Genomic DNA, 20,067 nt, shown 5'->3' with positions numbered 1-20,067 from the left:
ACGCAGCGGCATTGCGCCGCGAGGCGTGCTGGTGAGCGTACGCCTCGCGGCGCAATGCCGCTGCGTGCCGGTCAACTCCAACTACAAGGGCTTCCCCACCTGTCAAGACGTTCCTGATCCTGCCTCGATTAGAGGCAAGGTGACGTTCTGTCAAATGACGTGCCGGTGTGCGAAGCTGTGTTGCGAAGGGTGCGGACAGCGAGACTACAACCGGTCACTGGTGCAGCGTGTCGAGTGCTGCGGACCCTGATGAAAGACGCACGCGGGGGCCTCAATCGTTAGCCGAGCACGGCCTTGCAGCCGTCTCCTGGAGTTGACCAGGCACTCCCCGCGCAGGTCCAACCTTCACATCACATCAACGCTTGCACATCACGCGGTGAATTGCAGCTGCGCCTTCAGACGGGCAGCCGGAATGCTTCTCCTCGCGCAAGAACGGCCCAACACATGCGGGCGTTCTTCGCGGCGATCGCCACGATCGCTTTCCAGTAGCCCGCACGCGCGGCCAACTGCACGGCCCATCGGCTGACCGGATCTGTCCTGTCCTTGGCCGACTGCAGCACCGAGCGCGCGCCCAGGATCAGCAGCATGCGCAGGTACGGATCGCCCGCCTTGGTGATGCGGCCCAATCGCTGCTTGCCGCCCGAGCTGTACTGGCCCGGCACCAGGCCCAACCAGGCCGACAGCTGCCGGCCGCACTTGAACTCCTGGCCGCGGCCGATCATGGCCACCAACGCCGTTGCGGTGGTGGCGCCGACGCCGGGCAACTGCATCAGCTGGCGCGCCGGCGCGCTCGCCTTGGCGATCTGCTCGATGTGGAGGTCGTACTGCGCGATGCGCTCGTCCAGGCGCGATACCTCACTGAGCAGATCGCCGACGACGGTGTTTGCCCAACCTGGAAGATCCTCCAGCCGGTGCAGAGCCTCGCGTCGCACCGTGGCGGCCTTGAGCGGTAGCACGACGCCGAACTCCGACAGAAGGCCACGGATGCGGTTGATGGTGGCGGTGCGTTGCTGCACGAAGCCCTGACGTGCGCGGTGCACGAGCAGCTCAGACTGCTGCTGCAGGCTCTTGGCCGGCACGAAGCGCATCGAGGGGCGCGTGACCGCCTCGCAGATCGCAGCAGCGTCGGCGGCATCGTTTTTGCCTGCCTTGCCGGACAGGCGATAGGGGGTCACGAACTTCGGCGCCATCAGCCGCACCGTATGGCCGTGCGCCTCGAACAGGCGTGCCCAGTGGTGCGCGCCGGAGCACGCTTCCATGCCGATCAAACAGGGCGGCAATGCGGCGACAACTTCCACCAATTTGCCTCGCCCGACGCTCGGACGCACTAGCACCGGCTTGCCTGTCGCATCCACCCCATGCAGGGCAAACACGTTCTTGGCGAGATCGATTCCCAGAGTGACAATGGCCATGGACTTCCCCTTTCGAACGAGTTGATGAGATTTCGCACTTCCCATCGTGGCACTTTGATGCCGATTGCCGCAATGCGGCTAGTTCGGGACGGGGAAGTCCCTTTCATTCGTTAGCGCGCAGAAATCAATATGCCCTTCCGCCTCAGCCTCTTCCGCGCCGTCGAGGGACTCGGTCCCTTGTCCACGTGGGAGCGAGAGCACCGTGAGCCGCTAGGTAGCCGCGACGAGGTCAAAGCCGCACTCGAACGAGTCCTGGGGGAACTTCGCTGGACGGAATCGAGCGGCCTGCTTTTTGGCTCCGGCTCCTTCGACCGGGAGGAGAACGCGTTTGAAATATCGCTCTTTGGTCAACCGGACGAGACTCTGATGGACATCAGTGTGTACTCTCGCCCTCCGGCCATACGGACGATCATGTCAGGGCTGGGCCTAAACTACTGTTATGCGCAGGAATCGGGTGAACTCCTCTTCCCATTCAAGGCGGGCGATCGCTGGCCCGGTCCAGCGCGCTAGCGGATCAATCGGCGCAGACGTTCTCGCGGCGGGCTTCGCCCGCCCATGGCTCGCCGGTCATTTCCCACGTTAGGCCCCCTATGACCGATTCCCACCGCAAGCCCCAGGTATGCGTGCTCGGTAGTGCCGAGCCCGGGACACGTGCCTACGAACTTGCCGGCGCAGCCGGCGAGGCGTTGGCTGTCCTCGGCATCACCTTGGTGAGCGGATGCGGCAGTCCTGCAACCAGGGTCGCGGCCGAGCGCGCCATTCAAGCAAAAGGACAGGTGCTGAGCATCGTTCCGCCTGCCGAGATGCCTCCTCCGGATTGGCCTGCCACCGTGGTTGTTCCGTGCGGCATGGGAGATGCCCGCAACCTCTTGATGGCGTTGGCCGGCGATGCTTGCATCGTCATTGGTGGTCGCGCGGGCACCAAGTCCGAGGTTCACCTGGCCTGGCTGCACAAGCGGCCCCTGCTACCGCTGGTTGGCTGCGGTGGCTGGTCCGACGAGCTGCCGTCCCATCCCCCCGACGACCGGGCGAACTCTCCAATCCTCCCATGGGGCACTGTCGCTGAACTGAAGTTGCATCTCCGCGGTCTTGGATTGGTCGGAGGGAATGCGGCCTGACGCGTTCATTCGCGCGACTGGCACTGGTGATCCCACCGACCTCACTGCGTAGAATCTCGCAGCGACCCCGGAGCCACCCCCCATGCAACTCATAAGTCTCTGCGCGTTCGCGCTGGCCGGCCTGCTCGCTCTGGCTTTCGGCGTCCGCTATCTGCTGACACGCGAGTTCATGCCCTACCACGCGCAAGTGCTTGGCAAGCCGTGGGCAGCGCTGGAGCCTCGCCTTCAAGCCATCATCATCGGCATGCTCAAGGTCGCCGGTGCCGGCCTGGTCGGCTGCGGCAGCGCAATGTTGTGGCTGTTGATTCCCCTGCAGCGCGGCGAGGCTTGGGCAGCCTGGGCGGCGCTCACGACCTTCATGGCGGTCATCTTCCCCATCCTGTACGTCGTCCTGTGGCTGCGTCGCGTTGCACCGGGCGCCAAAACGCCGGTCATTCCCACGCTCGCAGCCATGGCACTTGTGGTCGTCGGCACGGTGGCCTTCTTTGTCCGTTAGCGCGCACACCTGGCGCTGCAAGGTCCTGTATCCATGAAGTTGTTAGCGCATCCCTTCGCCTTCTGCCTGGCTCTGGTTTCGCCGTGGAGCCATGCGGACGTTCCTGACAGCTCCCTCATGGGATGTTGGCGGGCCGTGAAGATCGTCCAGCACTTCAAGAGCGGCTCGACGGGCGAAGACACGTCGGGGCGTTGCACCCTCCAGTTCAAGGAGGATCAGTTCGAATCGAGTTGCTTGTCGACGATCGGGACGATCACGAGTACCTATCGGTATCGCGTGGACCGCCCCAATGTCTATTCGGCAACGATGACCGGCAGCACGTTTCGGACCAGCCTGATCGGTTCGACCCGCGAGTACGAGTACCAGGTTGACGGTGATCGACTCAGGATCGCGATCAATCTGCAGCCCGCGGAGCCTGTGCCGGCGACAGTGGCGATTCGGCTTGAAACCGAGGCGTCCAGGATGGCGTGTCCATGACGACTTGCGAATCGCGCAGAAGAATCCTTCCTTGTTTTTTCTGCGTCTTTTGACTTTCTTCCGCGTCTTCTGCGTTGAAGACCATTGCGCGCCCAGGTACCGGGGTTCGGCTGCGCGCTCACCGCCGGCCTACTGGCACCCTTCGGTTGCGATGGGCTGACCGCGTAATCCCCCATGCACCCCTGCTCGCGAAGGTGCAGAGTGGATGCCATGAAACGCCTCGCCCGCCGACTCTTTCTCGCCATCGCTCTTGCATGCCCGCCCGCGTGCTTGCTCGCCCAAGCCTTCCCCGCCGGCCCGATCAACGTCGTGGTTCCGCTCGCGCCAGGTGACGCGGCGGACGTCACCGCGCGCTCCATGGGCGAGGAGATGGCACGGCACTTGAACACGCCGGTAGTGATGATCAACCGGCCGGGCGCCGGCGGCGCCGTGGCGGCCAACAGCGTCATGCAGGCCAGGAAGGACGGCCAGACGATCCTGTTCGCCCAGAACAGCGCCCTGACCTTCCGCGTCGTGCTCGACCCGCAGTCGGCCGCGTACGATCCGCTGCGCGACCTGGTGCCGCTCGGGCTGACGACGCGTACACCCAGCGTGCTGGTGGTGGGCAGCGACGCGCCGTACAAGACGTTCGCCGAGTTCATCGACTACGCCAAGAAGAACCCGGGCAAGGTGAGGATCGGGCATCCCGGTGTGGGTTCGGTCGGAGATTTCTGCATCCGCCTGATCAACGCCATGACGGGCGCCGATCTCGTCGGCATCCCGCACAACGGCGCGGCGCCGGTGGTCACCGCCTTGCGGGGTGGTCACATGGAGGGCGCCGTCCTGGCGCTGGGCGCGCTGAGCACGCAGATGAAGGCCGGCGCCTTCCGCGGCGTCGTCACGTCCAGCCGCGCGCCCGAGTTCGCGGACATTCCGACCTTGAAGGAGCTGGGCTACCGCGAGGACCTCTTCGGCGTCTGGTTCAGCTTCCTCGCGCCCGCCGGGACGCCCGACGCGGCGAGGAAGGCGCTGGTGGAGGCGATCGAGCTTGCGGTCAAGTCGCCCGCCATCACGGCCCGGCTCGCGCCGATGGGCATCGTGCAGGCTTATGCGTCGCCGGAGCAGCAGGCGATGGAAATTCGCGACGAGTTCAAGCGGGTCGGCGACATGGCGCGCCAGTCCGGGCTGGTCAAGTAAGGCGCGCCAGGGGCACCACGTCGTAGCTGTAAAGCTGCTTGCGGAATTCCGCATGGGCGGCCAATTCGGCATCGCGCGTCGCCAGGTCGCCGGAAGCCGAATCCACCCGCAACCCATGCTTGCGGGCACCGAGCTGCACCTGCGCCACGCGCTCGCGGCGCAGCCCCTCGTACGCCAGGAGGGCCGCCGGAATGGCCGCCGCATCGGTCTGCGAAAGGATGGTGGCCAGGGCCATGCCATCCTCGATCGACTGGTTGGCGCCCTGCCCCAGGTGCGGCAGCATGGGATGCGCCGCGTCGCCCAGCAGTGTCAAGCGGCCCCGGGTCCAGCCCGGCAAGGGCTCGCGGTCGTACAGCGCCCAGCGGAAAGTCTTGTCCACCTGCGCCAGGACTTCGCCGATGCGCGAGTCCCAGCCTTCGAATTCCCGGCGCAGCACCTCCGGGTCGCCCGGCGCCGACCACGATTCCTTCATCTCCTCGTCCGTCGGCATGAAGCCGACGTAGTTGACCATCGTGCCGTGCCGCACCGGGAACACCAGGAAATGCTTCGAAGGCCCGGCCCACATCTCCCACCGGTCCGTGGGCCAATGCGGCAGGCGCTCGCGCGGGATCAGGCCGCGATAGGAAATGGTGCCGTGGAAGACGGGCTTGGACGGCGGAAAGACATGGGGGCGCAGCTCCGAGTGGATGCCGTCGGCCGCGACCACGACCTCGGCTTCTGCCGTTGCGCCGTTGGCGAAAGTCACGCGCGCGCGGTCGGCATCCTGCTCGAAGGCGACGGCGCGGTGACCCGTATGGACAACGCCTGCGGGCAGCTTGGCCGCGAGCAGCTGCACGAAGTCCGCACGGTGCATGCCGAAGCACGCATTCCATCCCTTCGCATCGGTCACCTGCACCGGAGCGATCCGGGTGCCGTCGTGGCGGAAATACGAGGACGCCGCACCCACGCGCGCGCCCCACTTGGCCACGGCGGGTCCGAGGCCGATGCGCTCCAGGTGGCGCACTGCGTTGGGCGTGATGTAGACGCCTGCGCCCACTTCACCCAGCTCGGCGGCCTGCTCGTAAACCGCAACGGGGATGCCGTGCGCGACGAGCGCATTCGCTGCGAAGAGCCCGCCGATGCCCCCGCCGACGATCACTACCCTGGGACGCGTTGTCATGCCGGGGATGATAAGGCTCAGATCGGGTAGATCAGCGAGTTGAGCACCATCTCGCTGTCGTACACGCACAGCCGGCTGGCCAGCTTCAGGCCGTCGGGCGTGCGCACGATCTCGTCGATGTAGCGGCCCACGTTGTAGACCTCGCTGGCATCGCCCGGCCGGGTGCGGAACACCGCGTAATGGGCCTGGGCGCGGATGCGTCCTTCGTTTTCGCCCTGCACGAGTGCGGGGCTGACCACATGCCGCGTGTAGTAAGGCCCGTGGTAGATGGTCTGCGTGATGCCGTACACGCGGTCCTTCATCATCCCCTGGCTTTCCAGCGCGATCAGCGCCAGCGGCAGCTTGCGGTCGAAGTTCTCGCGCGCCTGCACCGTGTACTTCGCATCGGGCAGGAAAAAGTCCGGCCATTCGTCGAACCGGCGTTCGTCCAGCACCGCTGCATAGCGCGCATTGAGCTGGTCGATCTCCAGCTGCAGCAGCAGCGCTTCGCTCATACCCCCATCACCTTGCGCCAGTAGGCGTACATGCTGCGGATCAAGGTCTCGGTCACCATGTGCTCGGTGCCGCCCGTTCCGGTACCGCCCAGTTCGCACAGCGTGCTGCCGTCCTCGCCCCACTGGGCAAAGCCGCGCTGGCTGAACTCGATGACCTCGCCGTCGTCGGCGCTGACGAAGCCGGCCGGCCCGAACAGGTTGGCCTGGCGCAGGCGCCGGCGCGTCATCTCCTCGCTGTCGTCGGCAAAGCCGAAGTGCGTCCAGACGAAGTCGAACTCGCCCTCGCCGCGCGGCACGATGTGGCGCGTGGACAGCGAGTTCACCTGTTGCTGGATGATGAGACTCGGGAACAGCGTGATCATCGTGACGCTGGGCGTGATCGGCGTGCCCGGATTCGACGGATCGTCCACCTTCCACCAGGGCTCCGGCACCACGTCCAGCAGGCGCGTGTCGTTCAGCGCCATGTCCGCCTTGAAGCTGGTCACGCCTTGTGTCACCGCCTTGTTCGCGCCGCCCTCGTTGCGGCTGGAGACCATCACCGCGTGACGCCCGTGTGCGTCCATCACCATGCGGCTCTTCTGGTCGGCGCGCCACAGGCCGAAGGTGACGAACCAGGTGTGCAGCAGCCCCGGGTGGTACGGGTCCTTGATGTTCTCCATCATCAGCTTCCAGTTGCCCGGAATGCGCTGGCGGTTGTAGCCCAGCAGGCTGAGCTTGCGGCCGGAGAAGATGCGGTCTAGCCACGGCATGACGTCCGGGCCGAGATACGCGTCCAAGGGTTCCGCGTCTTCACTGAACGTGGCGAACACCAGCCCGTGCAGCACCGCGACGTGCAGGCGGGTCAGGCCGTGCTGCTTGACGTCGAAGCCCTCCGGCATGCCGCCGTTGACGCAGGCCTGGCCGTTCGCATCCACCGCCGGCACGCCGTCCTTGAACGGCAGTCCTGCGAGCTCGCCGTTCAGCTTGTACGTCCACTGGTGGTACGGGCAGACGAAGCTACGTGCATTGCCGTGCGGCTGCTGGCAGAAGCGCACGCCGCGGTGGGCGCAGCGGTTTTCCACCACGCGGATGCCGTGGTCGGTACCGCGATCCTTTGGCGCCACGCGGTCGCGCACCAGGATCACCTGGCGCTCGCCGATCCACGTCAACTTGAAGTCGCCGACGTTCGGGATCTCCACTTCCAGCCCCACGTAACTCCAGTGCGGGCCGTAGAAGATCTTCTGCAGCTCCTGCTGGTAGAGCTGCGCATCCGTATAGGCCCAGAAGGGCACGCGGCTGGACCCGGTGCCGGCCCAGCGGGAGAGCGTTTCGGGCGCGTTCATGCCGCTAGTATCGCGCGACAGCCGCGTCGCGCCGCGGCGCTGGGCGTCAGCGCTTCGGCGTCTCGCCCGACTCGCGGGTGTTGCCGTAGCTGTTGCTGGTCTTGGCGTCCCGGTCTTTCAGGCCGGGCGGCGGCTCGCCGGCGCCTTGTTGCTGCTGCTCGTTGCCGGCGGGGCGCTGGTCGGGCGGGAGGTTGCCGAGCTGCTTGGAGTTGTCGGTGGTGGAATCGTTGGGCATGGGGGTCTCCTTGTTCAACCACCCCAATCTAAGACCGCACAGACGCGCGCAGTGTAGGAGCGGTCCGCAGCCGCCCTGAAGGGTGTCGGGGTCGCTTCGCGAACCCGACCTACGCGAGACCGATCCGCACCGTAGGTCGGGTTCGCGCAGCGACCCCGACGCCGGCCAGAGGGCGGCTCAGGCCTGGGCGGCCGGCTTGGCCTTGCGGCCGGCCCGCCACGCCCCGAGCAGCACGAGGACGCCCGGGATCAGGATGGTGGCCCAGATGATCTTGTCCAGGTGTTCCTTCACCCATGGCAGGCTGCCGAAGAAGTAGCCGGCCGTGACGATGCCCCCGACCCACAGCCCGCCGCCACTGACGTCGTACAGGGTGAACTTGCTGCGCGTCATCTGGGCGACGCCCGCCACGAACGGGGCGAAGGTACGCAGGAACGGCATGAAGCGCGCCACCACGATCGTGATGCCGCCGTATTTCTCGTAGAAGGCGTGGGCCTGGTCGAACGCGCGCCGGTTGAAAAAGCGCGAGTTCTCCCACTGAAACACGCGCGGCCCGAAGTAGCGGCCGACGGTGTAGTTGCTCTGGTTGCCAAGCACGGCCGCCGCCCACAGCAGGCCCACCGCGACCGGATAGCTCATGAGGCCGACGCCGCACAGGGCGCCCACCACGAACAGCAGCGAGTCCCCGGGCAGGAACGGCATGACCACCACCCCGGTTTCCACGAAGATGATCAGGAACAACAGCGCATACACCCAGGCGCCGTAATTCGTCACGAAGTTCTCGAGGTAGCGGTCGACGTGCAGGATGAAGTCGACGAGCAGCAGGGCCATGTCCATGGCTGGGGATTATCACTGCCTACAATGCCTCGACCATGAGTGCCGTGCTCTCCCCCCTGCCGCGCCGTCCGATCCGGGAATTGCCCGACGAGCTGGTGAGCCAGATCGCGGCCGGGGAGGTGGTGGAGCGGCCGGCGTCGGTGGTGCGCGAACTGGTCGACAACGCCCTGGATTCGGGCGCCACCCAGGTCACGGTGCGCCTGCTGGCGGGCGGCGTGCGCCTGATCTGCGTGGAAGACGACGGCTGCGGCATCGCCCGCGAGGAGCTGCCGCTGGCGCTGCGCCGCCACGCCACCAGCAAGATCGCCTCGCTGGCCGACCTGGAATCGGTCGGCACCATGGGGTTTCGCGGCGAGGCGCTGGCTGCCATCGCCTCGGTGTCGGAGCTGCACCTGCTGTCGCGCACGGCCGGCCAGGCCAGTGCCTTCCTGCTGGACTCCAGCAGCGGCGAGCTGCGGCCCGCCGCCCGCGCGACCGGCACCACGGTGGAAGTCAAGGAGCTGTTCTACAGCACCCCCGCCCGCCGCAAGTTCCTGAAGACCGATGCCACCGAGCTCGCGCATTGCGTGGAGGCGGTGCGCCGCCACGCGCTGGCGCGGCCCGACATCGGCTTCACCGTCTGGCACGAAGGCAAGTTGTGCGAGCAATGGCGGCCCGGCACGCCCGACCAGCGCCTGGCCGACGTGCTGGGGGACGACTTCCTGGCGCAAAGCGTGGCGATCGAGACCGCCGTCGGGCCGGTGCGGATCAGCGGCCGCGCGGGCATTCCCGATGCGGCGCGCTCGCGGGCCGACTGGCAGTTCGCGTACGTCAACGGCCGCTATGTGCGCGACAAGGTCATCACCCATGCGGCGCGCAGCGCGTACGAGGACCTGCTGCATGGCCACCGGCAACCGGTGTATGCCTTGCACCTGCAGGTGGACCCGGCGCGGGTGGACGTGAACGTGCATCCGACCAAGATCGAGGTGCGGTTCCGCGACAGCCGCGAGGTGCACCAGGCGGTGCGCAGGGCGGTGGAGGTGGCGTTGTCGGCGCCGAGGGCGGGGAATGCAGCGGTCGCGCCCGTGTCGCCGACCGCGGCAGCAATGCCGCAGCCGGCGTGGCACCAGCCGGCGATTCCATTCGTGCCGCAGGTGGGCCAACGAGTCGATTTGGCCGCGTTGTGGTCCCCCGTAGGTCGGGTTGCCGAAGGCACCCCGACGTGGGGGGATGCGGGCGATCGTGTCGGGGTGCCTTCGGCAACCCGACCTACGAATCCGGCCACGAATCCGGCCACCCCCGGCCAATGGCCCCTCGGCCGCGCCATCGCCCAACTCCAGGGCATCTACATCCTCGCCGAAAACGCCCAGGGCCTGGTCGTCGTCGACATGCACGCCGCCCACGAGCGCATCGTCTACGAGCGCCTGAAGACCCAGATGGACGCGCAGGAGATCCGCAGCCAGCCGCTGCTGATTCCCGCCACCTTCCCGGCAACCCCGGCCGAACTGGCCACCGCCGAAGCGCACCAGGGCACGCTGGAGCTGCTTGGCCTGCAGGTCACCCCCTTCTCCCCGAAAACGCTGGCTGTCCGGGCCGTGCCGACCACCCTGGCCCAGGGCGACGCGGTCGAACTGGCACGCAGCGTCCTGGCCGAACTGGCCCAGCACGATGCCAGCAGCGTCGTCGAACGCGCCCGCAACGAACTGCTGTCCACCATGGCCTGCCACGGCGCGGTCCGCGCCAACCGCCGCCTGACGCTGGACGAGATGAACGCCCTGCTGCGGCAGATGGAGGAGACCGAACGCTCCGACCAATGCAACCACGGCCGGCCCACCTGGCGCCAGGTGACGGTGCGTGAACTCGATGCATTGTTCCTGCGCGGACGATAAAGTCCGGTAAACGGCTGAACTTCCTGTTCGGCCGAGACTCAGGCTCTGAAATGAAACGCCGCTACCTCATCGCGAGCATCGCAGCCCTGGCCACGGCGCTCAGCATGGGCTGCACCTCGCTGGACGAGCGGCAGCGCGCCTGGATCTTCCAGCCCAGCGACTCTTCCTGGGGCTCCAGCTCGGTGGCGGCCGAAGGCATGGAGGACGTCTGGATCGATTTCCGCTCCGAGGTCACCGGGGAAGACGTGCGCCTGCACGGCCTGTGGCTGCCGGCGCGCCAGAACGCCGAGAACGGCCCGGTGATGCTGTACCTGCACGGCGCCCGCTGGAACGTCACGGGCTCCGCGCCGCGCATCCGGCGCATGCAGCAACTCGGCTTCTCGGTGCTGGCCATCGACTACCGTGGTTTCGGCAAGTCCTCCAAGGGCCTGCCCTCGGAAGACATGGCGTACGAGGATGCGCGGACCGCGTGGAAGTGGCTGGCGGCGCAGCACGGCGGCCGCGAGCGCTTCGTCTTCGGCCACTCGCTGGGCGGCGCCATCGCGATCGACCTGGCTTCTCGCGTGGACGACGAGCGCGGCGTCATCGTCGAAGGCACCTTCACCTCCATTTCCGACGTCGCCAGCTCCATGAAGTTCGGCTGGCTGCCGATCTCGCCGCTGATCACGCAGCGCTTCGACGCGGTGAAGAAGGTGGACAAGCTGCATTCGCCGCTGCTGGTGGTTCACGGCGAGAACGACACGCTGATTCCCTCCGACCTGGGCCGGCGCCTCTACGACGCGGCCACCGGGCCCAAGCACTTCATGCTGGTGGAAGGCGGTTCGCACTTCAGCACCATGGCCGTGGGCCTGCCGAAGTACCGCGAAGTGCTGAAGGACTTCTTCAGCCTGAAGTAGCCCGCCGCAACACGGCGACGGCAGCCCGCACGTCCTCGATGGGCATCTGCCCCGGGGCGGACGCCGCGGCACCGACCGCGAACGTCAGCGCCGAGCCGAACAGTCCTCCGCTCACGCGGCTGACCGCGCCCAACCCGCCCATGGCCATGCTGATCACCGGGATCGGCAGTGTTTCGCTGGCCTGGAGCGTGGCGCCGAGAAGGCGGAGCACATCCTCCATCGACTGCGGCATGACGGCCACCTTCGCGACGTCGGCGCGCTGCGAGTGCGCCTGCGCGAAGCGCGCGGCCAGCTGCTCGGTGGAGGGGGTGCGCTGGAAATCATGGAACGACAGCACCAGCGGCAGTCCGGCGGCGTGGGCGAGGTCGCGCACGCGCGCCAGCGAAAGCGCGTCGTTGTCCATTTCGTAATCGACCAGGTCCACGGCCCCGGAGGCGATGACCGCCGCATACATCGTCACCACCTGGTCCTCGTCCAGCGGGATCGGCTGGCCGCCCTCACGCTGCGCGCGCCGGGTGAAGAGGATGGGGACGCCTCCAGCCGCATTGCGCACGGCCGCGGCAGCGGCCAGCACCTGCGGGGTGTCTGCGATGTCGTCGAAGAAATCCACGCGCCACTCGAGAAGGTCGGGTTTCTTGGCGGCCACGGCCCGCGTTTCGGCGACGAGCTCCGCCAGGGTGCGGGCCACCAGCGGCGCGCACACGGCCGGCAAATGGCCACCTGCAAGGGGTTTGCCTCGAACGAAGAGGGGTCGTTGGTCCATTCCCGCCGATTGTACGGAGGGGGTCTCCGTCAGTTCACGGAGGGGTCCAGGGCGCCTGGGTCCCCGCCTTTGCGGGGATGACAGATTTACTCGCCGTGCTGGCCGGAGTCCGCGTCCGCGTTGGGATGGGACGAGCTTTGCGGCTGTTGCTGCTGCTGCACGGCGCCGTGCGACTGCGGCTTGCGGAAGCCCAACCTTTGCAGCTCGCGCTCCAGCAATTCCTTGCGCACGGACATGGGCAACGACTCCGCCGCCCAGGAGTCGTTGTCATCCGGCTCGCCGCCACCTCTGGTACTGCTCATGCGGAAATTCTAGCGGCCCGAAGTTTCCTTACTGTCGGGTACATCCGTCGACAATCGTACGAATCCGCCGACAGCAGGCCAAGCGCTGCGGTTCGCGTCAAGGACCTGCATTCACCTTCTTGCGCAGATCGTCGAACAAGCCGATGAGCGAGGCGGTTTCGGCCTTGTCGATCACCGCATCGGCGCCCAGCTCCAGGCAATGTTTGCGCACGCCCGGCGTGGCGAAGCCGCTGAAGACCACCACGTGGCCGTCGGGACGCACCTTCTTGCAATGCCGGATCAGGTTCATGCCGACGCCCTGCTCCAGCACCAGGTCCAGCACCGCCACATCCCATTCGCCAGGATTTTCGTCCAGCCACAGCCGGGCCTCCGCTTCCGTGGTTGCGGCCGCGACCACGCGGATGCCGCCCAGCGAGGCGAACATGTCATCCAGCAAGCCACGCATCCGGAGGAGGTCTTCCACCAGGAACACCCTGACTTCCACACTGTCTCCCAGTTCGACTGTCGACCACATTCTGTTTCGGAAGTCCTGGCAACGGTGCTCATTGCAACGGCTTGCTAATGACAGCCGCGCCAGCTGGAGCCTGCGCTCCTTCTGCTAACCTCGACCGCATGTCCACCGATGCGCTGCCCGCCGTGGTGGCGCTCGCCGGCCCCACAGCGTCGGGCAAGAGCGCCGCGTCGCTTGTCCTGGCCGAGGCGCTGGACGCCGAGATCGTCAGCGTCGATTCCGCGCTCGTGTACCGCACCATGGACATCGGCACGGCCAAGCCCAGCCGCGAGGAACTGGCGCGGGTGCCGCACCATCTCATCGACATCCTCGATCCCGCCGAGCGCTACAGCGCTGCCGCCTTCGCCAGCGACGCGCAGCGCCTCGTGCGCGACATCCGCGCGCGCGGCCGGCGCGTGCTGCTGGTCGGCGGCACGATGCTGTACTTCAAGGCGCTGTTCGAGGGGCTGGACGCCCTGCCGGCGGCCGACGCCGGCCTGCGCGCCGAGCTGGAAGACGAAGCAGCGCGCCGCGGCTGGCCGGCGCTGCACGCGGAGCTGGCAGCCGTGGACGCGGTGACGGCGGCGCGCCTGCCGCCGAACGACGCACAACGGATCCAGCGCGCGCTGGAGGTCTATCGCGCCACCGGCGTGCCCTTGTCGCAATTGCACGCCGGCAAGGGCCGCAGTGCGGGCTTGCAGCCGGACTTGTTCCTCTCTCTCGAACCGGCGGATCGCGCATGGCTGCACGAACGCATCGCCAAGCGCTTCGACCAGATGCTGGCCGCCGGCTTGATCGACGAGGTTCGGGCGCTGCGCGCGCGCGGCGACCTGCATGCCGAGCTGCCCAGCATGCGCTGCGTCGGCTACCGGCAGGCGTGGGAGGCCCTGGACGGCGCATTCTCGCTGGATGAACTGCGCGAGCGCGGCATCGCCGCCACCCGCCAGCTGGCCAAGCGCCAGCTCACCTGGCTGCGCAGCATGCCGCAGCGTCGCGTGATCGCGTGCGACGCGCCGGACGCCCTGGCGCAGGTGCTGCGCGCCGCGGGGGCGACCGCATGAGCGTCCAGGTGCGCAATGTCGCCAAGCGGTACGGCACGATCGACGTGTTCCGCGGCGTGTCGCTCACGGTGTCGGCCGGGGAGTTCGTCGCCATCGTCGGCGAGTCGGGCGTCGGCAAGTCCACCTTGCTCAACTGCATGGCGGGGCTGGACACGTGGGACGAGGGTGGCATCACCATCGACGGCACCGACCTGGCGACGCTGGACGACGAAGGGCGGGCGCTGCTGCGGCGGCACAAGCTCGGCTTCGTGTTCCAGGCCTTCCACGTCCTGCCGCACCTGGACGTGGCGCAGAACATCGGCCTGCCGTTGCTGCTGCTGCAGCGGCCGGACCGCGCGCGGGTGGAGGCGATGCTGGAGGCAGTCGGCCTGGCCGGTCTCGGGGCGCGGCTGCCGCAGGAGTTGAGCGGCGGCCAGTTGCAGCGGGTGGCCATCGCCCGCGCGCTGGTGCATCGCCCGAGCCTGCTGCTGGCCGACGAGCCGACCGGCAACCTGGACCCGGCGACGGCCGCGCGCGTGATGGAGGTGCTGCGCGCCCAGGCGCGGGACAGCGGCGCCGCACTGGTGCTGGTGACGCATTCCGCGGCGGCAGCCGCGCAGGCGGACCGCGTGCTGCAGTTGCGCAGCGACGGGGTGGTCAGCCCGGAGCGCTGAAGCCCAGGCGCTTGGCCAGCGCGGCCGCCGGCAGGGAGCCTTCGATCGTCTGGACCGCGCCGGTCTTGGGGTCCTTCCACACGATGGTGGGCACGCCGCCAAAGCCGAAGCTGTTCATGAGCTCGGTGTTCCTCTTCACCACGTCCCGGCCGGCCACGCCCATGGCCGAGATGCCACCCTGCTGGGCCCGCAGCGCGGCCTCGTGCTCGTCCATCGCCGCCGCCGGGTCACTGGCGACCAGGATGGTTGCGCCCTGCGCGAAGCTCTTCTCGTTGATCAGTCCCACCGGGATCCAGACGAAGCGCGCCTGCGAACGCAGCGGCCGCGAGGCATCCCACAGCGCGGCGCAATGGGGGCACTGCGCGTCGAAGAACACGTAGACCACCCGGGACGCCATCGACGAGCCGACGCTGAAGCCCTTGGCCTGCGCGGCAATGGTGTCCACGGAAACGGGCGTGGATCCGGCCGCCGGCTGGGCGGCAGGGGCAGTTTCGGTTTCCTTGCCGCAGGCGGCCAGCAGCGCAGCGGACAAGACGGCGATGAGCGTGAGGCGGCGGTTCAGGACGGGAGATGCATGCATGGGCTGGCGCACATTCTATGCGCGCCGCGCAACGCCTCAAGCCGCCCCTTGCGCCTGCTCCAGCAGCTCCGTGACCTCCTCCAGTTCCTCGGCAGCGCGTTGCACCTTGCGTTCCAGGATCTGGTTCTGCGCGATGGCCCACCCGATGTCACCGTGGCGAGCGTCAGCAGGGATGGCGCGATCGAGCGCGCCGTGGGTGAGGCCGAGCTCGGCGCTCGCGACTTCCAGGTCCTGCTGGACCTTGTCCGTGCGGTTCTTCGCCGCTTCGATGTGTTGTGTCGGCAATTGACTCATGGCAACCCTTTCTTTTTGAAGGCCCGCGAAGAGTAGGCGGCGGCCCAAGGCTGCGCCGTCAGGCACATCCGCACGCCGATGACGGAACCACGCTCATCACCCAGGACTTCCAGCCGGTTTACCAGTCGGTGCGCAGCACATGCGGATGCCGCTGTTCTCCTACAGGTTCCGCCATGTGTGCATTCCATCATGGATGACACGACCCAAGGAGAAAACGAAATGGCGACCCGAAACGAAAAAGATGCTTGTGACCTGCTGGATGCTGACCATCGCGCAGTGAAGAAAATGTTCAAGGACTATGAAGAGCTCACCAACTCCCGCGCCCGCAGCGCCGGCCAGAAGAAACTGGAGCTGGCCCGCCAGATCTGCCAGGAGCTGACCGTCCACGCGCAGATCGAGGAAGAGATCTTCTACCCGGCGTGCCGCGCCGCCTTCAAGGACACCGACCTGATCGCCGAGGCCGAAGTCGAGCACCAGACTGCCAAGGACCTGATCGCGCAGATCGAAGGCATGACCGAAGCCGACGAGATGTTCGACGCCAAGGTGAAGGTGCTTGGCGAGTACATCGACCACCACGTCAAGGAAGAGCGCGGCGAAATGTTCCCGAAGGCGCGCTCGGCCCGCAAGCTGGACCTGGTCGGCATGCGCGAAGAGATGATCGCGCGCAAGGAAGAACTGATGGGGCAGGAGGCGTAAGCCACCTCCGCACGGCGGCGGGCGGCACAATGCCGCCATGCTGCCGCTGCTGGCCACCTATTCCTGGCAGGAAGTCCGGCACCACGCGTGGCGCAGCGCCACGGCGGTGCTGGCCGTCACGCTGGGCGTGGCCCTCGCTTTCTCCGTCCACCTGATCAACGCATCGGCGCTGGACGAATTCGCCTCTGCCGCCCGGTCGGCAGGTGGACAACCTGACCTCGAACTCCGCTCCGCCAAGGGCGCCCTGCCTGAGGCGCTGTACGCGCGCGTCGCGACGGACGCGCAGGTCACGGCTGCCAGTCCGGTGCTGGAACTTCAGACTGTCGCCACCGCGGCCAGCGGTTCCCGAACCACGGTGCGCGTCGTCGGGATCGACGCGCTCGTCGCCGGCACCATCGCACCCACGCTCGTTCCCACTGTCACCCAGCCAGGCGACCGGCTCGCCATCCTGGCGCCCGACACCGTTTTCCTGAACGCGGCGGCGCAGGCGGTGCTGCCGGGCGATCGCCTGCGGCTGCAAGCCGGCATGCAGTTGCGCGAAGTGCGCGTGGCCGGCACCAGCAACGCCGGCGGCGGGCCGCTGCTGGTGATGGACGTCGCGGCTGCGCAAGACCTGTTCGGTCGCGGCGGCCAGTTGACGCGCATCGACGTGAAGCTCAAGCCAGGTGTTGCGCACGATGCGTGGCTGCGGAACATGACCTTGCCGGAGGACGTGCAGGCAGCCGTGCCCGGTGACGCAGGGCAGCGGGTCAGCCAGCTGTCGCGCGCCTACCGCGTCAACCTGACCGTGCTTGCGCTGGTGGCGCTCTTCACCGGGGCCTTCCTGGTGTTCTCGGTGCTCGCGCTCAGCGTCGCGCGGCGCGCGCAGCAACTGGCGCTGCTCGGCGTGCTCGGTCTCACGGCGCGGCAGCGCTTGCGGCTGGTGCTGGCGGAATCCGCGGTGCTGGGCGTGGTCGGCAGCGCGATCGGGATCGGCCTGGGCACCGCGTTGGCGGCGGCCGCGCTGTCGCTGCTGAAGGGCGACCTCGGCGGCGGCTACTTCCCGGGCGTTCGCCCGCAACTGCAATGGAACACTGCCGCGGCCGCGGGCTACGGCCTGCTCGGCGTGGTGGCGGCGATGGCGGGCGGATGGCTGCCGGCGCGCAGCGCGGCCCGCCTGCCGCTGGCGCAGACGCTCAAGGGGCTGGGCACGTCGCTGCCGCGCGGACGGCGGCATGTCCTCGGCTGGATCGCGTTGCTCGCGGCCGGCGCGCTGGCCCTGCTGCCCCCCATTGCCGGCATTCCGCTGGCCGCCTACGTTGCCATCGGATTGCTGCTGGTGGGCGGCATCTCGGTGCTGCCGGTAGCGGTGGGGGCGCTGTACGACCGCGTCGCGCCGCTGGTGGCCACGCGGCTGCTGCCGCTGCTGGCCGTGGAGCGCGCGCGGCGCGTGCGCGAAAGCGCGGCGGTGGCGGTCAGCGGCGTCGTCGCCGCATTGAGCCTGGCGGTCGCATTGACGGTGATGGTCGCCAGCTTCCGCCAGTCCGTCACGGACTGGCTGGACGTGGTGCTGCCGGCCGACCTGTACGTGCGCACCAGCATCAGCACGGGTGCCGGCGACACCGCGTACCTCACGCCGCAGCTGGTGCAGGCCGTCGCGCAACTCGAAGGCGTCGATCGGGTGGCGACCCAGCGCGTGCGCAGCCTGCCGCTGGATCCGGCTCGGCCCGCGGTGGTGCTGCTGGCGCGCAGCGCGGACCCCAGCGGCTCGCTGCCGCTGGTGGGCGAAGCCCTGCCGGCGCCGGCCGGCCAGGTGCCGGTGTACGTGAGCGAGGCGATGGTCGACCTGTATGGCGCCCGCCGCGGCGAGCCGCTGCCGCTGCTGCGCGCGGCACTGGGAGACCACGCCTTCTTCGTCGCCGGCGTCTGGCGCGACTACGTGCGGCAGACCGGCGCCGTCGTCATCGGGCAGGCCGACTACCTGCGCCTGACGGGCGACACGCGCGTCAACGACCTGCAGCTGTGGCTGGCGCCCGGCGCGTCGCCGGCCGACGTGCAGGCCCGCGTGCGCGAGCGGGTGGCGCGCGACACCGGCAATGCGGACCTCGTCGAGCTGGCCTCGGCCTCCGAGGTGCGAAGCGTGTCGTTGCGCATCTTCGACCGCAGCTTCGCCGTCACCTACTGGCTGCAGGCGGTGGCGATCGGCATCGGCCTGTTCGGCGTGGCCGCCAGCTTCAGCGCGCAGGTGCTGGCGCGGCGCAAGGAGTTCGGGCTGCTGCAGCACCTGGGGCTGACGCGGCGGCAGATCCTGGCGGTGGTCGCGGGCGAAGGCGCGGCGTGGACGCTGATCGGCGCGCTGGCCGGCCTGGCGCTGGGCCTCGGCGTGGCGGTGGTGCTGGTGCACGTGGTCAATCCGCAAAGCTTTCACTGGACGATGGACCTGCTGCTGCCTTGGGCACGCCTGCTGGCGCTGTGCGCCGCGGTCATCGTGGCGGGCACCATCACCGCATGGGTGGCCGGCCGCGCCGCTGCGGGCCGCGACGCCGTGCTGGCCGTGAAGGAGGACTGGTGATCGGCCGCCGGCCGTTGCTGGCCGCCCTGCCCGCGCTCGCCTTCGCGCGTCGCGCCGGCGCGCTGCCGCCGCGCCGCATCGCTTTCCCCGCCGACCATGGGGCGCACCCCGACCTGCGCACCGAGTGGTGGTACATCACCGGCCATGCGGAAAGCGGCGGCCGCAGCTTCGGCTTCCAGGTCACCTTCTTCCGCACCCGCGTCGATGCGACGCAAGGCATGCAGTCGGCTTTTGCGGCGAAGCAGTTGCTGTTCGCCCATGCGGCGATCACCGACGTGCACGGCCGCAAGCTGTGGCACGACCAGCGCATCGCCCGCGCCGGCTTCGGCATCGCGCAGGCCGGCGAACAGGACACGCAGTTGCGGCTGCGCGACTGGTCGCTGGTGCGCGAAGGCGAGGCGTGGCGCGCCGTGCTGCCGGCCAGCGGCTTCGCGCTGGACCTGCGCTGCACGCCGACGCAGCCGGTGCTGCTGCAGGGCAAGCAGGGCTTGTCGCGCAAGGGGCCGGAGGAGGCGCAGGCCAGTTACTACTACAGCGTGCCGCAACTCGCCGTCACCGGGCAGTTGTCACTGCAAGGCCGCAGCTTCGCCGTGACCGGCCGCGCCTGGCTGGACCACGAGTGGAGCGAGGAGGTGCTGCACCCGGACGCCGTCGGCTGGGACTGGGTCGGCATGAACCTGGACGACGGCAGCGCGCTCACGGCGTTCCGTTTGCGGCGCAAGGACGGCGGCACGCTGTGGGATGGCGGTTCGTTTCGCAGCGCGAGCGGGAGCCTGTACGTGGCCAGCCCGGGCGAAACCGAGTTCCGCGCGCAGCGGCGCTGGACCAGCCCGCTATCGAATGCGACGTATCCGGTGGAGTGGGTGATCCGCACGCCGGCGGACTTCTACACCGTGCGCGCGGTCATCGACAACCAGGAATTGGACAGCCGGGCGTCGACGGGAGCGATCTATTGGGAAGGGTTGTCGGAGCTTCTGGACAGCAACGGCAAGCGGGTGGGGCGGGGGTACCTGGAGATGACGGGGTATGCGGCGAAGCTGAGGTTGTGAGGCGTGTGTCGGGGTGCGGCTGCGCGCGCAACCCGACCTACATGAACGGCGCTTCGTAGGTCGGGTTGCGGCGCCAGCCGCACCCCGACACCGATCACGCGCCTGGGCGACGACCCCCGCGTCGTGCAGCCGCCCGAATTA

At 68.3% G+C, this 20,067-nt stretch carries 22 protein-coding genes; 11 read left to right on the top strand and 11 right to left on the bottom strand.

The window, feature by feature from the left end:
- Nucleotides 1–395: 395 nt before the first annotated feature.
- Complete coding sequence (locus WG902_RS14830) at nt 396–1,412, bottom strand: IS110 family transposase (RefSeq protein WP_340060888.1); 1,017 nt, start codon at nt 1,410–1,412, stop codon at nt 396–398.
- Nucleotides 1,413–2,002: 590 nt separating this feature from the next.
- Between WG902_RS14830 and WG902_RS14825 the strand changes: the two genes are divergently transcribed.
- The 4 genes from WG902_RS14825 to WG902_RS14810 all read left to right on the top strand — a co-directional run bounded on the left by WG902_RS14825 (nt 2,003) and on the right by WG902_RS14810 (nt 4,679).
- Complete coding sequence (locus tag WG902_RS14825) at nt 2,003–2,530, top strand: SLOG cluster 4 domain-containing protein (protein ID WP_340060887.1); 528 nt, start codon at nt 2,003–2,005, stop codon at nt 2,528–2,530.
- Nucleotides 2,531–2,612: 82 nt separating this feature from the next.
- A complete protein-coding gene (locus WG902_RS14820; RefSeq protein WP_340060886.1) occupies nt 2,613–3,026 on the top strand; it encodes a hypothetical protein in 414 nt (137 codons plus the stop codon).
- Between the two features lie 33 nt (nt 3,027–3,059).
- Nucleotides 3,060–3,503, top strand: a complete 444-nt coding sequence (locus WG902_RS14815) for a hypothetical protein (RefSeq protein ID WP_340060885.1) — start codon at nt 3,060–3,062, stop codon at nt 3,501–3,503.
- A gap of 210 nt (nt 3,504–3,713) precedes the next feature.
- Entirely contained in the window at nt 3,714–4,679 is a 966-nt protein-coding gene (locus WG902_RS14810; RefSeq protein ID WP_340060884.1) for a Bug family tripartite tricarboxylate transporter substrate binding protein, read from the top strand.
- Here WG902_RS14810 and WG902_RS14805 read toward each other — a convergent pair.
- From WG902_RS14805 to WG902_RS14785, 5 genes are all read right to left on the bottom strand, one after another.
- Nucleotides 4,672–5,838 (bottom strand): FAD-dependent monooxygenase, encoded by a 1,167-nt coding sequence (locus tag WG902_RS14805; RefSeq protein WP_340060883.1) that lies wholly within the window; start codon nt 5,836–5,838, stop codon nt 4,672–4,674. The two genes, WG902_RS14810 and WG902_RS14805, sit on opposite strands and share 8 nt — an antisense overlap.
- Nucleotides 5,839–5,855: 17 nt before the next feature.
- Nucleotides 5,856–6,332 (bottom strand): aromatic-ring-hydroxylating dioxygenase subunit beta, encoded by a 477-nt coding sequence (locus WG902_RS14800; RefSeq protein WP_340060882.1) that lies wholly within the window; start codon nt 6,330–6,332, stop codon nt 5,856–5,858.
- The gene (locus tag WG902_RS14795; protein ID WP_340060881.1) at nt 6,329–7,654 is read right to left on the bottom strand and encodes an aromatic ring-hydroxylating dioxygenase subunit alpha; all 1,326 of its coding nucleotides are present in this window, start codon (nt 7,652–7,654) and stop codon (nt 6,329–6,331) included. The genes WG902_RS14800 and WG902_RS14795 overlap by 4 nt, the downstream gene beginning before the upstream one ends.
- Before the next feature lie 46 nt (nt 7,655–7,700).
- Nucleotides 7,701–7,889 carry a hypothetical protein gene (locus tag WG902_RS14790; protein ID WP_340060880.1) on the bottom strand — a complete coding sequence of 63 codons (189 nt, stop codon included), beginning with the start codon at nt 7,887–7,889 and terminating at the stop codon, nt 7,701–7,703.
- Nucleotides 7,890–8,066: 177 nt separating this feature from the next.
- Nucleotides 8,067–8,723, bottom strand: a complete 657-nt coding sequence (locus tag WG902_RS14785) for a VTT domain-containing protein (RefSeq protein ID WP_340060879.1) — start codon at nt 8,721–8,723, stop codon at nt 8,067–8,069.
- 35 nt (nt 8,724–8,758) lie between these two features.
- On the opposite strand from WG902_RS14785, the gene mutL reads away from it, so the two are divergent.
- A complete protein-coding gene (gene mutL, locus WG902_RS14780) occupies nt 8,759–10,591 on the top strand; it encodes a DNA mismatch repair endonuclease MutL (RefSeq protein ID WP_340060878.1) in 1,833 nt (610 codons plus the stop codon).
- A 50-nt stretch (nt 10,592–10,641) separates the two neighbouring features.
- Nucleotides 10,642–11,487, top strand: coding sequence for an alpha/beta hydrolase (locus WG902_RS14775; RefSeq protein WP_340060877.1), 846 nt, complete (start codon nt 10,642–10,644; stop codon nt 11,485–11,487).
- On the opposite strand, the gene aroD is transcribed toward WG902_RS14775, so the two are convergent.
- From aroD to WG902_RS14760, 3 genes are all read right to left on the bottom strand, one after another.
- The gene (gene aroD, locus WG902_RS14770; protein WP_340060876.1) at nt 11,474–12,250 is read right to left on the bottom strand and encodes a type I 3-dehydroquinate dehydratase; all 777 of its coding nucleotides are present in this window, start codon (nt 12,248–12,250) and stop codon (nt 11,474–11,476) included. The genes WG902_RS14775 and aroD overlap by 14 nt on opposite strands.
- Before the next feature lie 86 nt (nt 12,251–12,336).
- A complete protein-coding gene (locus WG902_RS14765) occupies nt 12,337–12,552 on the bottom strand; it encodes a hypothetical protein (RefSeq protein WP_340060875.1) in 216 nt (71 codons plus the stop codon).
- Between the two features lie 97 nt (nt 12,553–12,649).
- Nucleotides 12,650–13,036: a response regulator gene (locus tag WG902_RS14760; protein WP_340060874.1), complete on the bottom strand. Its 387-nt coding sequence runs from the start codon at nt 13,034–13,036 to the stop codon at nt 12,650–12,652.
- 128 nt (nt 13,037–13,164) lie between these two features.
- Here WG902_RS14760 and miaA point away from each other — a divergent pair, with 128 nt between their 5' ends.
- Both miaA and WG902_RS14750 read left to right on the top strand, forming a co-directional pair.
- A complete protein-coding gene (gene miaA, locus WG902_RS14755; RefSeq protein ID WP_340060873.1) occupies nt 13,165–14,103 on the top strand; it encodes a tRNA (adenosine(37)-N6)-dimethylallyltransferase MiaA in 939 nt (312 codons plus the stop codon).
- Nucleotides 14,100–14,756 carry an ABC transporter ATP-binding protein gene (locus WG902_RS14750; RefSeq protein ID WP_340060872.1) on the top strand — a complete coding sequence of 219 codons (657 nt, stop codon included), beginning with the start codon at nt 14,100–14,102 and terminating at the stop codon, nt 14,754–14,756. Before miaA ends, WG902_RS14750 begins: the two co-directional genes overlap by 4 nt.
- Here WG902_RS14750 and WG902_RS14745 read toward each other — a convergent pair.
- Nucleotides 14,740–15,336 (bottom strand): DsbC family protein, encoded by a 597-nt coding sequence (locus tag WG902_RS14745; protein ID WP_340060871.1) that lies wholly within the window; start codon nt 15,334–15,336, stop codon nt 14,740–14,742. The genes WG902_RS14750 and WG902_RS14745 overlap by 17 nt on opposite strands.
- Before the next feature lie 36 nt (nt 15,337–15,372).
- Entirely contained in the window at nt 15,373–15,621 is a 249-nt protein-coding gene (locus WG902_RS14740) for a hypothetical protein (RefSeq protein WP_340060870.1), read from the bottom strand.
- A gap of 228 nt (nt 15,622–15,849) precedes the next feature.
- Between WG902_RS14740 and WG902_RS14735 the strand changes: the two genes are divergently transcribed.
- The 3 genes from WG902_RS14735 to WG902_RS14725 are packed head-to-tail and all read left to right on the top strand — an operon-like array spanning nt 15,850 to nt 19,926.
- Entirely contained in the window at nt 15,850–16,326 is a 477-nt protein-coding gene (locus tag WG902_RS14735) for a hemerythrin domain-containing protein (protein ID WP_340060869.1), read from the top strand.
- 37 nt (nt 16,327–16,363) lie between these two features.
- Nucleotides 16,364–18,877, top strand: a complete 2,514-nt coding sequence (locus WG902_RS14730; RefSeq protein ID WP_340060868.1) for an ABC transporter permease — start codon at nt 16,364–16,366, stop codon at nt 18,875–18,877.
- On the top strand, nt 18,871–19,926 hold the full coding sequence (locus WG902_RS14725; protein ID WP_340060907.1) for a lipocalin-like domain-containing protein: 1,056 nt from the start codon (nt 18,871–18,873) through the stop codon (nt 19,924–19,926). Before WG902_RS14730 ends, WG902_RS14725 begins: the two co-directional genes overlap by 7 nt.
- The last annotated feature ends 141 nt before the right edge of the window (nt 19,927–20,067 follow it).

The sequence above is a fragment of the Ramlibacter sp. PS3R-8 genome (assembly GCF_037572435.1).
Taxonomy (GTDB): Bacteria; Pseudomonadota; Gammaproteobacteria; order Burkholderiales; family Burkholderiaceae_C; genus Ramlibacter.
Note: the sequence above shows the minus strand (reverse complement) of the source record. Positions and strands in the feature narration are given on the sequence as shown.